General features: G+C 68.6%; 17 protein-coding genes. 6 read left to right on the forward strand and 11 right to left on the reverse strand.

Annotated elements, in window-relative coordinates; genetic code table 11:
* Positions 1-23 precede the first annotated feature (23 nt).
* From cheY to VFY73_RS19895, 3 genes are all read left to right on the forward strand, one after another.
* Positions 24-419, forward strand: a complete 396-nt coding sequence (gene cheY, locus VFY73_RS19885) for a chemotaxis response regulator CheY (RefSeq protein ID WP_329722021.1) — start codon at positions 24-26, stop codon at positions 417-419.
* A gap of 17 nt (positions 420-436) precedes the next feature.
* Positions 437-1,069, forward strand: a complete 633-nt coding sequence (locus tag VFY73_RS19890; RefSeq protein ID WP_329722023.1) for a protein phosphatase CheZ — start codon at positions 437-439, stop codon at positions 1,067-1,069.
* Between the two features lie 203 nt (positions 1,070-1,272).
* Entirely contained in the window at positions 1,273-2,544 is a 1,272-nt protein-coding gene (locus VFY73_RS19895; RefSeq protein WP_329722025.1) for a hypothetical protein, read from the forward strand.
* A gap of 93 nt (positions 2,545-2,637) precedes the next feature.
* Here the strand turns inward: VFY73_RS19895 and VFY73_RS19900 are convergent, their stop codons facing one another.
* From VFY73_RS19900 to VFY73_RS19945, 10 genes are all read right to left on the reverse strand, one after another.
* Positions 2,638-4,224 carry a glycoside hydrolase family 32 protein gene (locus tag VFY73_RS19900; RefSeq protein WP_329722027.1) on the reverse strand — a complete coding sequence of 529 codons (1,587 nt, stop codon included), beginning with the start codon at positions 4,222-4,224 and terminating at the stop codon, positions 2,638-2,640.
* Complete coding sequence (gene deoA, locus VFY73_RS19905; protein ID WP_414654496.1) at positions 4,224-5,573, reverse strand: thymidine phosphorylase; 1,350 nt, start codon at positions 5,571-5,573, stop codon at positions 4,224-4,226. The genes VFY73_RS19900 and deoA overlap by 1 nt, the downstream gene beginning before the upstream one ends.
* Positions 5,574-5,592: 19 nt before the next feature.
* Positions 5,593-6,357: a deoxyribose-phosphate aldolase gene (gene deoC / locus VFY73_RS19910; RefSeq protein ID WP_329722031.1), complete on the reverse strand. Its 765-nt coding sequence runs from the start codon at positions 6,355-6,357 to the stop codon at positions 5,593-5,595.
* Positions 6,358-6,382: 25 nt separating this feature from the next.
* Positions 6,383-6,919, reverse strand: a complete 537-nt coding sequence (locus VFY73_RS19915; protein WP_329722033.1) for a DUF2867 domain-containing protein — start codon at positions 6,917-6,919, stop codon at positions 6,383-6,385.
* An 11-nt stretch (positions 6,920-6,930) separates the two neighbouring features.
* Positions 6,931-7,761: a purine-nucleoside phosphorylase gene (locus VFY73_RS19920; RefSeq protein ID WP_329722035.1), complete on the reverse strand. Its 831-nt coding sequence runs from the start codon at positions 7,759-7,761 to the stop codon at positions 6,931-6,933.
* Entirely contained in the window at positions 7,748-8,182 is a 435-nt protein-coding gene (locus tag VFY73_RS19925; RefSeq protein WP_329722037.1) for a cytidine deaminase, read from the reverse strand. The genes VFY73_RS19920 and VFY73_RS19925 overlap by 14 nt, the downstream gene beginning before the upstream one ends.
* A gap of 215 nt (positions 8,183-8,397) precedes the next feature.
* Entirely contained in the window at positions 8,398-9,333 is a 936-nt protein-coding gene (locus tag VFY73_RS19930; protein ID WP_329722039.1) for an ABC transporter permease, read from the reverse strand.
* A complete protein-coding gene (locus tag VFY73_RS19935; RefSeq protein WP_329722041.1) occupies positions 9,326-10,450 on the reverse strand; it encodes an ABC transporter permease in 1,125 nt (374 codons plus the stop codon). Before VFY73_RS19935 ends, VFY73_RS19930 begins: the two co-directional genes overlap by 8 nt.
* Positions 10,447-12,000, reverse strand: coding sequence for an ABC transporter ATP-binding protein (locus tag VFY73_RS19940; protein ID WP_329722043.1), 1,554 nt, complete (start codon positions 11,998-12,000; stop codon positions 10,447-10,449). Before VFY73_RS19940 ends, VFY73_RS19935 begins: the two co-directional genes overlap by 4 nt.
* Entirely contained in the window at positions 11,997-12,968 is a 972-nt protein-coding gene (locus tag VFY73_RS19945) for a BMP family ABC transporter substrate-binding protein (RefSeq protein WP_329722045.1), read from the reverse strand. The genes VFY73_RS19940 and VFY73_RS19945 overlap by 4 nt, the downstream gene beginning before the upstream one ends.
* 244 nt (positions 12,969-13,212) lie before the next feature.
* Here VFY73_RS19945 and VFY73_RS19950 point away from each other — a divergent pair, with 244 nt between their 5' ends.
* From VFY73_RS19950 to add, 3 genes are all read left to right on the forward strand, one after another.
* Entirely contained in the window at positions 13,213-14,802 is a 1,590-nt protein-coding gene (locus VFY73_RS19950) for a DUF4331 domain-containing protein (RefSeq protein WP_329722047.1), read from the forward strand.
* A gap of 21 nt (positions 14,803-14,823) precedes the next feature.
* Positions 14,824-15,120 (forward strand): hypothetical protein, encoded by a 297-nt coding sequence (locus VFY73_RS19955; RefSeq protein ID WP_329722049.1) that lies wholly within the window; start codon positions 14,824-14,826, stop codon positions 15,118-15,120.
* A 97-nt stretch (positions 15,121-15,217) separates the two neighbouring features.
* Positions 15,218-16,258 carry an adenosine deaminase gene (gene add, locus VFY73_RS19960; protein WP_329722051.1) on the forward strand — a complete coding sequence of 347 codons (1,041 nt, stop codon included), beginning with the start codon at positions 15,218-15,220 and terminating at the stop codon, positions 16,256-16,258.
* A 44-nt stretch (positions 16,259-16,302) separates the two neighbouring features.
* Here add and VFY73_RS19965 read toward each other — a convergent pair whose 3' ends face one another.
* Positions 16,303-18,603, reverse strand: a complete 2,301-nt coding sequence (locus VFY73_RS19965) for a TonB-dependent receptor (RefSeq protein WP_329722053.1) — start codon at positions 18,601-18,603, stop codon at positions 16,303-16,305.
* Positions 18,604-18,938 lie beyond the last annotated feature (335 nt).

Below are 18,938 nucleotides of genomic sequence, written 5' to 3' on the forward strand. Positions count from 1 at the left end.
TGACCCGCCGCTGAAGGACCGCCATGAACCAGAGTGACCTGAAATTCCTTGTTGTTGACGATTTCTCGACCATGCGCCGCATCGTGCGCGGCCTGCTCAAGGAGATGGGCTGCAACAACTGCGAAGAAGCCGAAGACGGCCAGGTTGCGCTCGGCATGCTGAAGGCGGCCAAGTTCGACTTCGTGGTCAGCGACATCAACATGCCCAATATGAACGGTTTCGACCTGCTCAAGGCGATCAAGGCCGACGACACGCTCAAGCACCTGCCGGTGCTGATGGTGACGGCCGAGGCACGCAAGGAAGACATCGTGCTGGCGGCGCAAAGCGGCGCGGCGGGGTACATCGTCAAGCCCTTCACCAAGGCCACGCTGGAAGAAAAAGTCCAGAAGATCATGCAAAAGCTGGCCGCCACGGCCTGAGCCGAAGGGAGTACCTCATGAAGATGGAAGACATTTCCAAGCTGTCGGCCGCTGAGCCGTTGATGGTCTCGCCGGAGGTGTTCCAGCAACTCGGCAACATCACCCGCGTGCTGCACGACACGATGCAGCAGCTCGGCGTGATGCCCAAGCTGCAACTGGCGACCGACGGCCTGCCCGACGCCCGCAGCCGCCTGAGCTACATCGCCAGCAAGACGGCCGCCGCCGCGGAGAAGGTGCTGAACTCGGTCGACCACGCCAAGGCCGAACACGCCCAGATCAGCGAGGCCACCCGCGCGCTGGCCCAGGCCATCGTCGCCGACCCGGTACGTACCGTCGCGAGTGGCGCGGTGATGAACTTCGTGCACGATGTCGAGCAGCGCACGGCGCGCATCGACAGCCACCTGACCGACATCATGATGGCGCAAGACTTCCACGACCTGACCGGCCAGGTGGTCGCCAAGGTCGTCTCGCTGGCCAACGACCTGGAAGACAGCCTGGTCAAGCTGCTGGTGCAGGTGGTGCCGCCGGACCAGCGCGAGAAGGTCGACCCGAGCGTGCTGCAAGGCCCGGTCGTGAACCCGGAAGGCCGCACCGACGTGGTGGCCGACCAGGGCGAAGTCGACGACCTGCTCGCCAGCCTGGGGTTCTGAAGCAACCCAGCTCGACGGGAACGCCAACACAACGCGCCCTCCGGGGCGCGTTGTCGTTGGCGGGGCGCTTGCGAGACGGCCGACAGGTGGACGGCTGCGTCAGAATTCCGGAATGACTTTCATGCCGCATTGAAGTGAGCTCACAGCACTTTCGTAGGTCCGCCTCGTTCGGCGCAGTCTTGCTAGCAGCTCCCACCGCGGCAATGGCCTCGCCCTACGGGGCCATAGAGGGCCTGCTGATCATCGCCGGCATCGTTGCGCTGCTGGTCTGGCTGGCAAGCGTGTGGGCGGTCGCCTCGGCTGCCAAGCTCATGCGAATGCCTGGCTGGCCGCTGGCTGGGCTGGTGTACGCCATCGCGACGATCGTGGCGGCGGGAGTCTGGACGGCGCGCCACCGCTCCGATGCCGTGCAAGCCGACGCCGAACGGCATCAGCAACGCGCAGTCGCCGGGATGGCCAGCAGCAAGGCGTGCCTGCAGCGCGCAGGTGAAGAGGTCTTCGCCACGGTGGCGTCGCCGCCGGTCGTCTACGTCCACATCGACAACTCTGCCGCTGAGTTGATCGTGGGATTGGGTCGGTCGTCCGATCCAAGTCCAAGTGACCGCGTCCAGTTCGTCTCTGGATTCCCGAGCGAGCCCGCCGATGGCGCGGTGTTCGTCGAGGCCCGATCCATCGTCGAGCCCATCCCCGGCGCAGAAGGCTTCCCACTCTTGGCGACATCCGTCGAAGTGAAGTCGGCCGATCACAAGCTGCTCGCTCGACGATTCGACGTCATTCGCAACCGCGAGTCGTGCCTGTCACCCGGCCTGCAGGGGAGTGCCTTGCGTCGGCTCGTGGATCGCGTCGCCGGCGTGGATATCGGACAGGGCTACGGCTACAACCGCGGCGATGGCGCCGAGATCCTCGCCGCCGTCGGTACCGTCGGACCAATCGAAGAGGGTCAGTTCCAGCCCGTCTCCACCGAGCCCTATTCGCTCGATTTCAAGTACCCGGGCTTGAGCTCGCTTCTCGCGGCCAATGGCTGTGCCAAGGAACGCGCTCCTGGAAGCAACGTGATCTGTGCAGCCGAGACCCCGTTGAGCAACGCCACTCCCGAATACGCGCTGCTAGCGGGCTTCGCGGTCGATGGCGGATGGATGACCATCAGCAGCGTCTACGCCGGAGAAGACTTCGTCGACATGCTGGACGCGGTGAAGCGGGATCATCGCGGCGCCGTCCTGGCCCGCTGGCGAATCCGCATCCCCCGGATCGATCGCCGCACCGTATTCATCGAAACGGCCGAGCTCGCCGGATCGCACCTCACGGTCGATTTCGCGCTCGATCCAGAGTCCACGAGCCTTCCCAGCGTCAACGGCAAGTGGCGGGCCAAGACGGTTTTCCGGCATCGAGCCCGGATGGAGGCCGATCTCCTGCCGGCCTCCGCCGCGGCGAGGTCCGTCTCGGCATCCGGCAGCGGGCCCGAAACCCAGTCGTGAACAGCGACGCACAGTTCGTGCAAAGGCGATGCATACCACTCGGCCGACCTGGGCGAGACATGGACCCGTGATTCGACCAACCGAGTCTTCATTTCACGGCCAGATGCGTGCCAGCCGATGCGCCCGGCCGCTGAGCAGGCGCGCCCCCGGGCCTTCACCGAACAGCTTGGCAATCGTGAAGTCTTCGGTCGGGAAGAACTGGTCGGTCATCTGCAGCGTCCCGTCGTCGGCGAACAGTTCAGCCGACGAGGCGTCGAAGTGCAGGCGCATGCGCACCGGGCCGCGCGGGACCGGGCGTGACGCGGTGTGCACGGCGACGGCAAAGCTCTTCGAGAACTGGTAGTCGCCGGCCTGCGTGCGGTCGCTGAAGTACAGCTGCTGCGTCGCGTCGAAGCCGACGCGGTAGCGCTCGCCGTGAGCGTTCGACAGCTCGACGCCGCAGCGCCCCACCGTGCCGGGATCGATCGCGAGTTCCAGCTCCATCGCGCGCGGGTCGATGCCGGTCGCTTGGCTGAGGTCGAACGGCGCGCCGCGCAGCGCCATCGGCGTCAGGTTCACCGTCTGGGCCCGCAACGATTCGAGGGCCGCCACCGGCCGCGTCACCAGGCGCCAGACCCATTCCTGGCGCCGCAGCGCCAAGGTCACCGGCAAGGTCATCGCGCCGCGCCAGCTCGAGGCCGGCACCTGCGACGCGTAGTCCCAGTTGTTCATCCAGGCGATCAGGATGCGCTGGCCGTCCGGGCCGTTCGGCCAGGTGACGCCGGCGTAGTGGTCGCGTCCCTGGTCCAGCCACACGGCGCGGCCGAACGGTACCTCGGGCTCGAAGGCCGGGTCGAGGGTGAAGTGATCGCCATCGAAATCGCCGACGAAATACTGGGTGCCGGAGCCCCCGTTCGGTGCGCCGTAGCCGACGCTGCACAGCAGCACCCAGCGCAGCTCGTCGGCCGCACCGTTTTCGACCGGCAGCGGAAAGAAGTCAGGGCACTCCCAGGCCCCGCCGTGACCGCCGGCACGGCGCCCGAAATCGCTCAGCCACGTCCAGCGCTTCAGGTCGGGCGAGCCCCAGAATTCGACGTGGTCGCCCACGGCGACCACCGCGACCCAGCGCCGCTTCGGCTCGTGCCAGAACAGCTTCGGGTCACGGAAGTCTTTCGCAGAACCGGGGTTGGCGATCACGGGGCCGTCGTCGAACGGGATCCAGCTGCGCCCGCCGTCTTCGCTGTAGGCCAGGTGCTGCGACTCGTGGTCGCGCCGGCCGTCCCTTTGGGCCTCCACGTCGTGACGGGTGTACAGCGCGACCAGTGCGCCGGCGCCGAAGCCGGCGGTGTTCGCTGCATCGACCACGACCGAGCCCGAGAAAGCGACCACCTTCTCTTCGGGTTGCAGCGCGATCGGCTGGGGCTCCCAATGCACCAGGTCGCGGCTGGTGGCGTGGCCCCAATGCATCGGACCCCAGTCCTTCGAGTTGGGGTGGTATTGGTAGAAAAGGTGGTACAGCCCCTTGTGAAAGACCAACCCTGTCGGGTTGCCCATCCAGCCCGCCGCCGGGGTGAAGTGGAACTGCGGTCGGTGCGGCTCGAGGTAGCTGCTCGATGGCGGCAGCAGCGGCTCGCGCACGGTGCGGCAGGCGCCGAGCCACGGGAGCGAAGCCGACGCGGCCAGCAGCAGGCGGCGGCGCATCACGCTTGTTCTCCCAGGCGGGCGTAAACCACCGGGCCGGGTTCGGCCGGCTGGCTTTGCCGTACAGCCTCCACCCGCACCAGTTGGGCCAGGCGGGCCAACGCGGCGTCGGCCGCGTTTTCGCTCGCGGCATGCACCCACAGCAAGGGCTGGCCGCGGTGCACGAGCTGGCCCGGCGGCACCACGTCGGCCAGGCCAACACGCAGATCAATCAGGTCTTCGGCACGGCGGCGACCACCGCCGAGCTGCACCACCTCAAGGCCCAGCGCGCGGGTGTCGACGACGGCCACGTGGCCGTCGATGGTTGCCGCCAACGGGCGCTGCACCGGTGCCTGCGGCAGTTGGGCATCGGCCAGCACATCACGCGGGCCGCCGAGTGCGGCGACCATGCGGGCGAAGGCCTCGGCGGCGTGGCCACTGGCGAGCGCGTCGCGCGCCCGGACTTCGCCGGCCTGCGGCGTGTCGGCCAGGCGACCGAGGTGCAGCATCTCGCCGGCCAGCGCCAGCGTCACTTCGAGCAGGCGTGGTTCACGCGAGCGCGCGGTGAGAAAGTCGATCGCTTCGCGCACTTCCAGCGCATTGCCCGCATGGTGGCCGAGGACCTGGTTCATGTCGGTCAGCAGCGCCCGCGTCGGCAGGCCGGCGGCGCGGGCCACCCGCACCAGCGCCTGGGCCAGCGGCTGCGCTGCGCCCAAGTCGGGGCAGAAGGCGCCGTTGCCGACCTTCACGTCCATCACCAGTGCCTGCAGCCCGGCGGCCAGCTTCTTCGACAGGATGCTGGCGACGATCAACGGCAGCGACTCGACCGTAGCCGTCACGTCGCGGATGGCATAGAGCCGCTTGTCGGCCGGTGCCAGCGCAGAGGTGGCGCCGACGATGGCGCAGCCGGCTTCGCGCAACACCCGGCGCAGCACGGCCGGCTCAGGCATCAGCTGGTAGCCGGGCAACGCCGCCAGCTTGTCCAGCGTACCGCCAGTGTGGCCCAAGCCGCGGCCCGAGATCATCGGCACGAAGCCGCCGCAGGCCGCCACGATCGGCGCCAGCATCAGGCTGACCTTGTCGCCGACGCCGCCGGTCGAATGCTTGTCGAGCACCGGGCCGGGCAGATCCAGTTCGGCCCAGCGCAGGCGCTCCCCGCTGTCGGCCATGGCCTGGGTCAGCATGGCCGTCTCGGCGTCATCCATGCCGCGCAGCAGCACGGCCATTGCCATTGCGGCCGCCTGCGCTTCGGTCCAGCGACGCGGGTCGGCTTCAGGCGCGGCGAGGCCTTCGACGAAAGCCCGCACCTCGGCGGCGGACAGCGCGTGGCCGTCGCGCTTGGTGCGGATGACTTCCTGCGGCAGCAACACGGTCATCGGTGCAGGGCCCTCAGTAGCCGCCACCGTCGGGCGCGGCTGCGGTGCCGCTCAGCACGGCCTCGATGTCGTCGAGCAGGCCGCTGGCACCGATACGAAAACGCGCCGGCAGGCCGGCGTCGGACCCGAGGTGCTCGGTCACCAGGCCGAGGTACAGCGCGGCGTCGGCAACGCTGCGCACACCACCCGAGGCCTTGAAGCCGACGGTGGCCGAACGCGCGTCGGACACGATGGCCTGCAGCATCGCGCGCGCCGCTTCGGGCGTGGCGCCGACAGGCACCTTGCCGGTGCTGGTCTTCAGAAAATCGGCGCCTTCGCCCAATGCGATGCGACTGGCCTCGCTGACCTGCGCCGTGTCCAGCATGCCGGTCTCGAGGATCACCTTCAACCGCAAGCCGTCGCTGGCGCGGCGAGTGGCCGCCAGCACGCGCGCCACGGCGCCGGTGTCACCGTCGAGCAGCGCCTGCCACGGCAGCACCACGTCGACCTCTTGCGCGCCGGCTTGCACGATCTCGCCCACGTCGCGCTGCGCACGCTCTGGTTTCGCCTCGCCCTGCGGAAAGTTGGCCACCGCAGCAACGGCGATCGATGCCGGCAATCGCCGCCGGGCCAGTGCCGCCAGGCGCGGCCAGACGCAGACCGCAGCCACCGAGCCGAAGCGGCCTTGCGCTCGCTCGCACAGGCGCTCGATGTCGGCCTCGGTGTCGTCGTCGTTCAGACGCGTCAGGTCCAGGCAAGCCAAAGCCTGCCGGGCCACGCGCTCCAATTCAGCATTCATCGTGTTCACTCGTTGAAACTCGGGGTCACGTGGGCCAACCCGCCAACGCGGCGCGACGCAAATGGCCCGGCACGACCCGGCGGTGGAACGGCGCAATCAGCCCCAGGTAGCTGCGGCCCAGCAGGTTGTGGCACTGCACGACGGTGGACACCACCAGCCGCCGCGCGGCGCCGCCCGCCGCCCCGCGGGCCACCAGCACCGAGACGCGAAAGTCCAGGTGCTTGTCGTCTTCTCCCAGGATGATTTCGTGCGACAGCGTCTCGTAGATGCGAAACGGGCCGATGCGCGGCACCGTCGCTGCGGTCGCCGACGTCAAGTGTTTCGCCGTTTTCAGGCCGAAACCGGCCACCAGCGCGTCGCGCACCGACATCAGCGGTGAGACCCACGCCGGCTGCTGGGCGAAGAGGAAGCGGGCCAGCGATTCGGGATCCCCGGTGGCGTGGTCGGGCAGCGCTACCGCGAAGGCATCCGCCAGGTCGGTCGTCTTGTAGAACCCGGTGACTGGCGACTCGGACGCCGATGGCAGCGCGACCGGACGGACCGAAGAGCGAGGGGTGGGCATGGTGGTGAGGGTCAATCGTGCAGTGCAGCAAGGATCGCACAGAGCAACTCCACCGCCCTCCCACCCGCCTGTTCGGCCACGCTGAGTGTCTGATGATGGCTCAAGCCCACATCCGCCAGCCCGCAGCCCAGGTTGGTGATCAGCGACAGCGCCAGCACCTTCAGCCCGGCGTGACGGGCAAGGATGGTCTCGGGCACCGTGCTCATGCCCACCGCATCGGCGCCCAGACGTTGCAGCATGCGGATCTCGGCCGGTGTCTCGAACTGCGGGCCCAGCATCCAGGCATAGACGCCTTCGCGCAACGGACGGCCGAGTGTGGCCGCCGCAGCTTGCGCGCGGCTGCGCAAGGCCGCGTCGTAGGCATCGACCATGTCGACGAAACGCTCGTTGCCGACCTCGCCGATCAGCGGCGAACGCTGCACCAGGTTCAGGTGGTCGGCGATCAGCATCACGTCGCCCGGGGGCAGCGCAACGTCCAGGCTGCCGGCGGCGTTGGTCTGCACCAGCGTGCGCACACCGGCCGCGGCCAGCGTGCGGATCACCCCCTTCATCGCCGCGGCGTCGCCGGCCTCGTAGGCATGCTTTCGGCCGCACAGCACCATCACCGGCGCATCGCCGATGCGGCCGATCAGCAAGCGGCCGGCATGGCCACCGACGCCGATCGGCGGGAACGCCGGCAGGTCACCGTACGGCACGTCGATGGCGTCCTGCACCCGCTCGGCCAGGGCACCCCAGCCGGAGCCCAGCACGACGGCGGTCGCCGGCAGGGCCGCAGTGCCTGCCCGCTCACGCAGCAGCGCAGCCGTCCGCTGCACGTCGGATTCGAATTCAAGATGCTGCATCGCGGCCGTCCTTCTTCGTCAAATGGGTGGGCCCGAAGCTCGCGGGCAGCAACGCGGCCAAGGTGTGTTCGCCGCGCCAGCCTTGGCCGTCGGCGATGCGGATCGGCAGCGTGGCATCGGCGAACTCGCGCAGTTTCTGGCGGCAACCGCCACACGGCGTGACCGGCTCGGCGCCCTCGCCGACCACCACCGCCGCGATGATCTGCCGGCCACCGGCCAGCACCAGCGCCGACAAGGCGCCGGCTTCGGCGCAGACGCCCTCCGGGTAGGCCGCGTTCTCGACATTGCAGCCCCCGTGCACGCGGCCCGCTTCATCGAGCAGCGCCGCACCTACGCGAAAACGCGAGTACGGTGCGTAGGCCTGCTCGCGCGCAGCGCGAGCAGCTGCAAGCAGGGAATTCCAGTGCGATTCGTCGATCATCTGCGGCACTCTGAACAATGGGCGCGCGAAGCGCCGCCCACGCCAAGTCGCTTGCGCGCATCCGGCTCTGCCGGGCCGCTGCAAGAGCCCCCTCGAGGGGCTGAGGCCGGACATGAACAGTCCTGAGGACTGTTCGTGCCTGCCGAAGGGCCGAGCCTCTGGCTCGGCGCGGCCTGCAAGGCAGCACGCGCCAGCGGGCGTGGGGGCTTCATTTCTCAACGTTCCTTCACGTAAGGCTGTCCCAGCGCTTTGGGAGCACGCGCGAGGCCGATGAAGCCGGCCAGCAGCACCACCGTCATCGCATAGGGCAAAGCCTGGATCGCCTGCACCGGCACCGCGCCGATGCCCGGCAACGGCGTACCTTGCAGGCGGATCGCCAGTGCGTCAAGAAAGCCGAACAGCAAGCAGGCCCCGAGCGCGCCGAGCGGACGCCAGTGGCCGAAGATCATCGCGGCCATCGCCATGTAGCCACGGCCGGCCGTCATGTTCGGCACGAAGCTCGGGCTTTGCGCCAGCACCAGGTAGGCCCCGGCCAGCGCACACAGCACGCCGTTCAGCGCCAGCGCCTGGTAGCGCAGCGCCAGCACCGAGACGCCGGCCGCGTCGACCATCGCCGGGTTCTCGCCGGTGGCCTGCAGACGCAGCCCGAAGCGGGTGTGGTCGAGCAGCCAGACGACCGCTGGCACGAGCAGCAACGCCAGGTAGACCAAGCCGTTGTGGCCCAGCAGGCCGAGCATCGGCGTCGCGCCGCCCGGCCCGCCGAACCAGCGCGACAGGCGCAGTTCGTCCGGCAGCGCCGGTGTCTGCCCGCCGAGGTGGAACCACGCAACGCCCAGCACCACGGTCAGGCCCGCGCAGGTCATCGTGATCGCCATGCCGGCCACCACCTGGTCGCCCCGGTGGCTGACGCAGGCGTAGCCGTGCAGCATCGACAACGCGATACCGACGACGATCGCAATCAGGAACGCCAGCGGCAGCGAGCCGGTCAATGCCGCGGCGCTGCCGGCGGCGAACGCGGTCGCCAGCATCTTGCCCTCGAGGCCGAGGTCGATCACGCCGGCGCGTTCGGACAGCGTAGCCGCCAGCGCGCACAGGATCAGCGGCGTGGCCACCCGCAGCGTCGACGCGATCAGCGTGGCCAGGTCATCCATGGCTGGCCTCCTTCGCGTGGGACCAGCGGGCCCAGGCGCGCGCCAACGACGGCGCTGCGGCTTGCCCGAGCGCGCCGCAGAACAACACGATCAGGCCTTGCAAGGTGAACACCATGTCACGGCTGACGCCGGGCATTTCGAACGACAGCTCGGCACCGCCCTGGTACAGCGCACCGAACAGCAACGCCGCCAGCACCACGCCGACCGGGTGGTTGCGGCCGATCAACGATACGGCGATGCCGGCGAAACCGGCGCCGACCACATAGTCCAGCCGCAACCGCCCCTGCACACCGGCCAGTTCGTTGACACCGAGCAAACCGGCCAGCGCACCGGAAACGCACATCGCCACAATCACCTGCCGCGCCGGGCGGATGCCGGCGTACTGCGCGGCACCGGGTGCGAAGCCAACCGTGCGCACGGCGTAGCCCGAGGTGCTGCGCCAGAGCCAGAAGTAGACGGCGATGGCGGCCGCGATGGCCAGCAGGATCGACAGGTTCAGCGGCGAGCGGGGCCATTCGATGCCGATGGTCGCGAAGGCATCGCTCACCCCCGGCATCATCGCAGCCGCGCCGAAAGCGCGGCTTTCGACCGTCATGTTGCCGGGCTCTTTCAACATCTCGACCAGCAGGTACGACAGCAACGCCGACGCGAGGAAGTTGAACATGATGGTGGTGATCACCACGTGGCTGCCGCGCCAGGCCTGCAACACCGCCGGCACGGCCGCCCACAGCATGCCGAACAGCATCGCCGCGGCCACCATCACCGGCAGCACGGCCCAGGCCGGGTAGTGATCGCCCAACCACAGCGCGACCAGCGAGGTGCCGATGCCGCCGAGCATCGCCTGGCCCTCGCCGCCGATGTTGAACAGGCCGGCGTGGTAGGCCACCGCGACCGCGAGGCCGGTGAAGACGAAGGTCGTTGCGTAGTACAGCGTGTAGCTGAAGCCGATCGCGCTGCCGAAGGCGCCGCGCAACAGCAATGACAGGGCCTGCGCTGGATCCTGGCCGGTGAAAGCGACGACGAGTGCGCTGACAGCCAGCGCCATGCCGAGGTTGAGCACCGGCAGCAAGCCGAGGTCCATCCAGCGCGGCAGCTCATAAGCTTGACTGCTGCTCACTGCTGCACCCCCGCCATCAAGCAACCCAGCGCCGACTCGCTGCACGCTTCGATCGGCAGTTCACCGGCAATGCGGCCAGCGTTCATCACGATGACCCGGTCCGACAGCGCGAGGATCTCGTCCAGCTCCGACGAGACCACCAGCACCGCGCCACCGGCGTCGCGCATCACCCGCAGGCGGCCGTGGATGAACTCGATCGCGCCGATGTCGACACCGCGCGTCGGCTGGCCGACCAGCAGCACCTTCGGCTGGTGCAGGGCCTCGCGCGCCAGCACCAGCTTCTGCTGGTTGCCGCCGGAAAACTTGGCGCTGCGCAGGCCCGGCGCGCGCGGACGCACGTCGTAGTCGGCCATCATCTTCGCAGTGTCGTCGTGCATCGCGCCGCGGCGGGCAAAACCACGCCGCGCATAACGCGCCAGGCGGTGGTAACCCAGCACCGCACTCTCCCAGGCAGCAAACGGCAGCACCAGGCCGCGGCGGTGGCGGTCTTCAGGCACATGGGCCAGGCGCAGGCGGCGCGCACGCGCGGGTGTCAGCCAACGGCCGGGTTCGAACCGCTGGTCACCGAGCTGCAGGCTGCCCGATGCGGGCGCCGCGAGGCCGGCCAGCACGTCGAGCAGTTCACTCTGGCCGTTGCCGGAGACGCCGGCAATGCCGACGATCTCGCCCGGCCGCAGCGCGAGCGACACCTCGTTCAGGCGCAGCACGCCCTGCTCGTCGCGCCAGCTCAGGTTCTGCGCGTTCAGCAGCGGCGCGGCGCCGGACTGCGCCACGGCACCTCCGCGACGGCCGAGCTGCACCCGACGGCCGACCATCGCTTCGGCCAGGCCATCGATCGTCGTGTCGGCGATCGCCGTGTCCAGCACCACACGGCCGGCGCGCATCACCGTCACGCGGTCACACAGCGCGGCGATCTCCTTCAGCTTGTGGGTGATCAGCAGCACCGTGCTGCCACGCTCGCGCAACTGGCGCAGCGTGACGAACAAGGTGTCGGTCTCGGCAGGGGTCAGCACCGCGGTCGGCTCGTCCAGGATCAGAATGCGCGCACCGCGGTACAGCGCCTTCAGTATCTCCAGCCGCTGGCGCTCGCCGACCGGCAGCGTCTCGACGATGGCGTCGAGGTTCAGCTGCAGCCCGGTGTCGCGCATCAGCGCTTCGAGCTCGCGCCGCACGCGCTGGCGCGCCGGCCCGAGGCGCCAGCTGGGCTCGGCGCCGAGCAGCACGTTGTCGAGCGCGGTGAAGGTTTCGACCAGCATGAAGTGCTGGTGGACCATGCCGATGCCCAGCGCGATCGCGTCGTGTGCGTTGCGGATGCGGGCGGGTCGGCCCTCGATCTCGATCTCGCCGCTGTCGGCCTGGTAGAAGCCGTACAGGATCGACATCAGCGTGCTCTTGCCGGCGCCGTTTTCGCCGACGATGCCGTGGATGCTGCCGCGCGCAACGCGCAGGTCCACTTCATCGTTCGCGCGCAGCGCGCCGAAGCGTTTGCAGATGTGGGTCATCGCCACCGCGCTGGCCGGCGCGGCGGACTCAACAGCAGACGCGCTCAAGGCGTGCAGCTGTTGGCGGCCATGTAGTCGACGACCTTGATCTTGCCGGCGATGATGTCGGCCCGCGCGGCGTCGACCTTGGCCTTGATCGCCGCCGACACCAGCTTGGCGTTGTGCTCGTCGATCGCGACGTCGACGCCGCCTTCCTTCAGACCCAGCGAGGTCATGCCGGGAGTGGATTTGTTGGCCGCGTTGTAGACCGCCACGTCGACGCGCTTGACCATCGAAGTCAGCATCGTGCCGGGGTGCAGGTGGTTCTGGTTGCTGTCGACACCGATGGCCAGCTTGCCGCCGTCCTTGGCGGCCTGGAACACGCCGACGCTGGAGCCGCCGGCGGCGGCGAAGATCACGTCAACCCCCTTGGCGAACTGGGCCTTGGCCAGTTCGCCGGCACGCGACGGGTCGCTCCACGCGGCCGGCGTGGTGCCGGTCATCGCGCCGGTCAGCTCGATCTTCGGGTTGGCGTAGCGCGCGCCCTGCTCGTAGCCGCACTGGAACTTGCGGATCAGCGGGATGTCCATGCCGCCGACGAAACCGAGCTTGCCGGTCTTGCTGGACATGGCCGCCATGATGCCGGCCAGGAAGCTGCCCTCGTGTTCCTTGAACACCACCGACTCGACGTTGGGCAGCTTGACCACCGAGTCGATGATCACGAACTGCTGCTTCGGAAACTGCTTGGCGACCTTCTCGATGCTCGATCCCTGCGAGAAACCGATGCCGATCACCGGGCTGGCGCCGCGTTCGGCCATGCGCCGCATCGCTTGTTCGCGCTGGGCTTCGTTGGCGATCTCGAAATCGAGGTAGGGCTTGCCGGTGTCCTTCTTCCAGCGCTCCGCCCCGCGGTAGGCCGCTTCGTTGAAGGACTTGTCGAACTTGCCGCCCATGTCATAGACGAGGGCGGGCTGGGCCCAGGCAGAGGCCGACAGGCCGGCCGACAGCGCGGCGGCAATGATCAATCTGCGGAACATGAAGGTCCTTGGGTAACGAAGCCAGGTTCGAAGTGGCGGGGAGGATAGCAACTTTGAAGCCCGATTCCGGCGGCTCGCCGGGGGTTCGATGCCGCAGGCCGCGAAACAGTTTCTGACCGAGTGCATCCGATCGGTGGGGCAACCCGTAGAGGAAACGACGGACGCCGCGGCCCATACGACCTGCACCTGACTTTGGTCAGGTCGACGCGGCGCCGCCAACCATTTCGTCGAGAGGAGTCCCTGCATGCACCCCATCCGTCCCCTGACGCGACGCGCCACGCCCATCGTCGCGGCCGCCCTGCTGGCCATGGCCGGCGGCACCCAAGCCTCCAGCCACCGTGAAGCCCCGTTCATCACGACCTCGCCGAAGGTCGACGCGGCCGACTTCTACATGTTCAACAGCTACGAGTCCGGCCGCGGCAACTACGTGACGCTGATCGCCAACTACCTGCCGCTGCAGGACAGCTACGGCGGCCCGAACTACTTCGACCTCGACGGTAACGCGCTGTACGAGATCCACGTCGACAACAACGGCGACGCGAAAGAAGACCTGACCTTCCAGTTCCGCTTCAAGAACGAGCTGTCGAACGGCGGCGCCGGCATCACCGTGGCCGTGGGCGACCAGTCGCCGCAGATCGCCCCGTTGCAAAAGGGCACCGTCAGTGCGCCGCGCGACCAGCACCTTCAGGTCAACCAGACCTACACCGTCACCCTGGTGCGCGGCGACCGCCGCACCGGCACCGCCGCGGCAATCACCAACGCCAGCGGCGGCTCGGCCACCTTCGACAAGCCGGCCGACAACATCGGCTCGAAGACCATCCCCGACTACGTGGCCTATGCCGGCCAGCACATCTACAGCGTCAACATCCCCGGCTGCCCGACGCCGGGCAAGCTGTTCGTCGGCCAGCGGCAAGACCCGTTCGCGGTCAACCTCGGCGTGGTGTTCGACCAGGTGGCCGCGCCCGTCTCGGCGCTGACCGACCCGAACGCCATCGGCGCCTCGGCCAGCACCCTGGCCTACAAGAACGTGACCGCGATCGCGCTCGAAGTCGCCAAGAGCTGCCTGACCCAGGGCAGCGAAACGGTCATTGGCGGCTGGACCACCGCGAGCCTGCGCCAAACCCGCCTGCTGGACCCGAGCCCGAAGGCCGGCCTGCAGACGGCCGAGCGCGCGGGCGGCGCGTGGACGCAGGTCTCGCGCCTGGGCATGCCGCTGGTCAACGAACTGGTGATCGGCCTGAAGGACAAGAACCGCTTCAACGCCGCCAAGCCCAAGGACGACGGCCAGTTCGCCGCCTACGTGACGAACCCGTCGTACCCGAAGCTGCTCGAGTCGTACCTGGAGCTGCCGAACTCGTCGCCTACCAACCTGCCGCGCAACGACCTGGTCACGACCTTCCTGACCGGCATCACCGGCGTCAACAAGCCGGCCAACGTCGTGCCGTCTGAAATGCTGCGGCTGAACACCGCGATCGCCGCCGTGCCGTACGCACAGCAGAACCGGCTGGGCATCGTCGGCAACATCCTGGCCGCCGGCAACGACTCGGCCGGTTACCCGAACGGCCGCCGGCCGAAGGACGACATCGTCGACATCTCGCTGGTCGCGGTGATGGGCGGGCTGTGCGTGGCCAACGGCGACACCGACGCACTGGGCTTCGGCGCGGCGTGCAAGCCGTCGGCCGTGCCGCTGGGCTCGGCGGTGTTCAACCTGAACGACAACGTCGACCAGGCGCAGCAGTACTTCCTCTCGGGCTTCCCGTACCTGGCAACGCCTTACCCCGGCGCCGGCGCGGTCGCTGCCCAGGCCGCCGCCAAGTCCCCCAAGAGCCGCTGAGGCAGAAAGAAGCAGGACCCCATGAACGCTTCTGCACTGCGACGCCTGTCTTACCTGTTCGCCTGCACGGCCCTGGTGGCCGGCTGCGGTGGCAGCGGTGGCGACAACTCGCCGCCGCCTCCTTCCCCGCCCCCACCGCCGCCGGCGGCTGACCAGGTGCCGATGTCGGCCTTCGTGTCGCCTGAATCACTGTTCAGCTTCGCGCTCGAGCAGACCACGGACGCGAACACGGTCGAGACCAGCGAGCCGCTGAAGTTCGACCTGATCACGGCCGAGCCACCGACCAGCGACGACAGCGAGCCCTCGCCCTTGACCTGATCGGGCCTCCGGAGGTGCCGGCCGCGTGACCTGCGGCGTCCGGGACCTTGGTCATACCCGTCACGGCCGGCTGGTCGTGCATCGCCTACGATGGTGCATGCACGACCAGCCGATTTCTTTTGACACTCTGCGCCGTCTGCCCAAGGTCTTGCTGCACGAGCACCTGGACGGCGGTTTGTCCCACCGAAGCCTGATGCGCCTGCTGCGTTCGCGGGGCATCGAAGCCCCTGCTGCCGACGAGGCCGGCCTGGCCGAGTGGTTCACGGCCCGCGCCCACGCCGGCAGCCTGGTCGAATACCTGAAAGGCTTTGGCCTGACCGTTGCCGCGATGGCCGAGCCGGCCGCGATGCAGGCCGTGGCCTACGAGGCCGCCAAGGCCGCCCGTGAAGACGGTTGCGTGCTGGCCGAGTTCCGCATGGCGCCGTTGCTGCTGGAGAGCGACGAGGTCAGCGCCGAAGCCGCGGTCGAATCGCTGCTGGCCGGGCTGACCAGAAGCCCCATGCCCTGCGGCCTGATCCTGTGCGCGATGCGCCACGAACCCTCTGAACGCAGCGAGCGCGTCGCCCGGTTGGCGCTGCGCTACCGCAACGACGGCGTGATCGGTTTCGACCTGGCCGGCCCCGAGGCCGGCTTCCCGCCGAGCTTGCACGCCAAAGCGCTGGCCATCGTGCGCGACCGGGGCCTGCCGATCACGCTGCACGCCGGCGAGGCCGATGTGGCCGAACGCGTGCTCGAAGCGGCCGCGCTCGGCGCCACGCGCATCGGCCACGGCGTGCGCCTGGCCGACTGGCTGGGCACCCCGGCCGGTGAAGACCGACTGGCCCAGGTGCGCGAGAAGAACCTGCACCTGGAGCTGTGCCCGAGCAGCAACGTGCACACCGGCGCCGTGCCGTCGCTGCGCGAGCATCCGATCGGCCGCCTGTGGCGCGCCGGCCTGAGCCTGTCGTACCACACCGACAACCCGCTGATGTCATGCACCACGATGACGGCCGAAGCGGCGTTGCTGCTGGAGCACCAGGACCTGCAGGTCACCGACCTGCTGGCGATGGCGGTACAGGCGGCCGAGCATTCGTTCCTGCCCGAGTCGGACCGCGCACCGGTGTTGGAAGCGCTGCGCGACACCCAGGCCTGCAAATGAAAAAGGGCGCCTTGCGGCGCCCTCGAATCATCGTCAGGCCAGCTTCAGAAGCTCATCCGGAAGCTCGCACCGAAGGTGCGCGGGTCGTTGATGAAGCCGGTCAGGTTGTTGAAGTCGATGCCACCGACCGCCACCACCTCGTTGGTGATGTTGCGGCCGAAGACGGCGGCTTCGTACTTGCCATTGCCCCAGCTGTAGCCCAGGCGCAGGCCGCCTTCGAGCAGCGGCTTGCCGGTGTATTCCTTCGACTCGTAGAGGAAGAAGTTGATCTTGCTGCGGTAAGCCCAGTCGGTGAAGACGAACCATTCGCCGCCGCTTTCGGTCGGCAGGCCGTAGCGGGCGGTGAAGTTGAGCACCGTCTTCGGTGCCTGCGGCAGCGGGTTGCCGTCGATCAGCACCGTGCCGGCTGCCGGGCCGGCCGGGTCGGTCGCCGTGCAACCATTGCCGCACTTGGCAATGGCCAAGTCCGGGTCGTCGATCTTGGTGTCGTTGTAGCTGGCACCCAGCGTGACCATCAGGTTGTCGGTCACCATCGCACGCAGGTCGAGCTCAACCCCTTGACCGATGGTGCGCTCGACGTTGACCAGGCGGTTGAAGTTCTGCGTGCCGCCGACCGCGGTGACCTGCTGGTCTTTCACGGTGTAGCGGAACACGCTGGCCGACAGGCGGGCACGGCGGTCGAACAACTCGGCTTTCACGCCAGCCTCGTACGACAGCACCTTCTCGGCATCGGCCACGGTCACCCAGTCACGTGCGGGCACGACATCCGGACCACTCGGCGGGAACAGCAGGCGACCCTGGATCGACGGCGCGCGGAAGCCGGTGGCGACCCGGGCGTAGACCTTGGTGTCCTTGTCGATCGAGTACGTGCCGCTCAGGTCCCAGCTGGTATTGGAAGCACGCGTCTCCTTGGGAATCTGCAGGAGCTCGGGCGCGCTGAACGGCGGCGCCTCGACCCGGTTGGCGACGAAGTCCTTGCTGTCACGCGTGTAACGCAGGCCGCCACGCAACTCGAACGCGTCGCTGACGCGGTAGTTGATCGAACCGAATGCCGCCCAGGCGGTGTTGTCCTGCTTCTGCGTCGCGTAGCCGTTCTGCACGCCGCCGCCGAGCGAGTCGTAGTTGAAGCTCTCGATGAAGAGATGCTCCTTGAAGTAGTACAGGCCGCCCAGCCACTTCACGCCGTTGCCGGCGTCCCCTTCGAGGCGGAACTCCTGCGTCCACTGGCGATGTTCGGGCATGCCATCGGCCGATTCGGCAGCGAACGGGATGGTGCCCGGCCCGGAGTCAGGCAGGAACACTGCGCCATAGCCGCCATCGATGTCGCCGCGGCTGTACGCATCCAGCGTCTCGTGGCCGGTGATCGAGTGCAGCGTCATGTTGCCGCCCAGGCCCCAACGCAGGCGCAGGTTGGCGCCCTGGCTGGACAGCTCCTGCTCGTTCTTGCCGTCGGTCGAGATCTTCTCGGGGTCGAAGCCGTCGACCAGGTCGTTGGTGCCGGGCTTGATGATGTTGGCGCGGAACAGCCGTGCACTGCCCTTCATCTCGCGGCCGTGGATGTTGGCCAGCGCCGAGAAATCGGCGTGCGGCGCATACAGCACCTGGATCCGCGCGGCGCTGTCGTCGTAGCCTTCCAGCTTTTGCGTCGGGCCAGCGTCGTAGGTGTTCTCGACCCAGTCGTCGCGGTGCTGGATCTGGGCCGCGAAGCGCGCCGCCCAGTCGCCGCCCAGCGGCAGGTTGAAGGCACCGGCCAGGCTCGAGGTGCCGTAAGTGCCGTAGCTGGCGCTGACATAACCGTCTTGCTTCTGTGACGGCTTGACCGACTCGAACTTGACCACGCCGGCCGGCGAGTTCCGGCCGAAGAGGGTGCCCTGCGGGCCGCGCAGGACCTCCACCTGGGCCAGGTCGAACAGCGGGAAGCCCTTCAACACCGGGTTCTCCTGCACGACGTCGTCGAACACCAGTGAGACCGGCTGCGAGGCGTTCAGGTCGAAGTCGGTGTTGCCCAGGCCGCGCACGTAGAACCGCGGGAAGGCCCGGCCGTACGACGACTCGATGTTCAGGCTCGGCGTACGGGCGGCCAGCTGGCGCACGTCCAGGCCGCCGCTGTTCAGCACCTCCAGCTCTTCACCGCGGATCGCACTGACCGACTGCGGCACGTTGAGAATGTTCTCGGTGCGCCGCTCGGCCGTCACGGTGATGGTCTGCAGCTTGCCGGCTTCAGGATCAGCGGGCTGCTGCTGGGCCCAGGCGGCGGGCGCCAAGGCGACCAAGGCCAGCGCGGCGGCGGCGGCCAGGGGGTGCGGCCGGAGGGTGAGCGGCGTGGCGTGGGGGGCGGGATGCATAAGAGAACTTCTCCTCGGTGGTCTGATGGACCGGGACTGCCAAGCAAGGCTTGTGCTCGGTGCAGCCGGCGATGCTATCCAGCCCCGGGCCGCGGATCCACTTCGCCGCGCCCCAGTGTTGCGCGGATCACTCAGGCGACACCCCTAGAACCACCACCCAGGCAGGCCGACGCGACTACGATCGCAGCCGATGAAACTCGCCTGGCCGCTGCCCGCGTTGCTGACCTGGGGTGCCGCCTGGGCGCTGTTTGTCGGGCTGCCGGTGCTGGGCCTGCCGGCGCTGGGAGCCTTTGGCGTGGCGCTGGCGGGCGTCGCGGCGGTTGCCTGGGGGTGGC

Source organism: Ideonella sp., assembly GCF_036277275.1.
In the GTDB taxonomy this organism is placed as follows: domain Bacteria; phylum Pseudomonadota; class Gammaproteobacteria; order Burkholderiales; family Burkholderiaceae_C; genus Ideonella.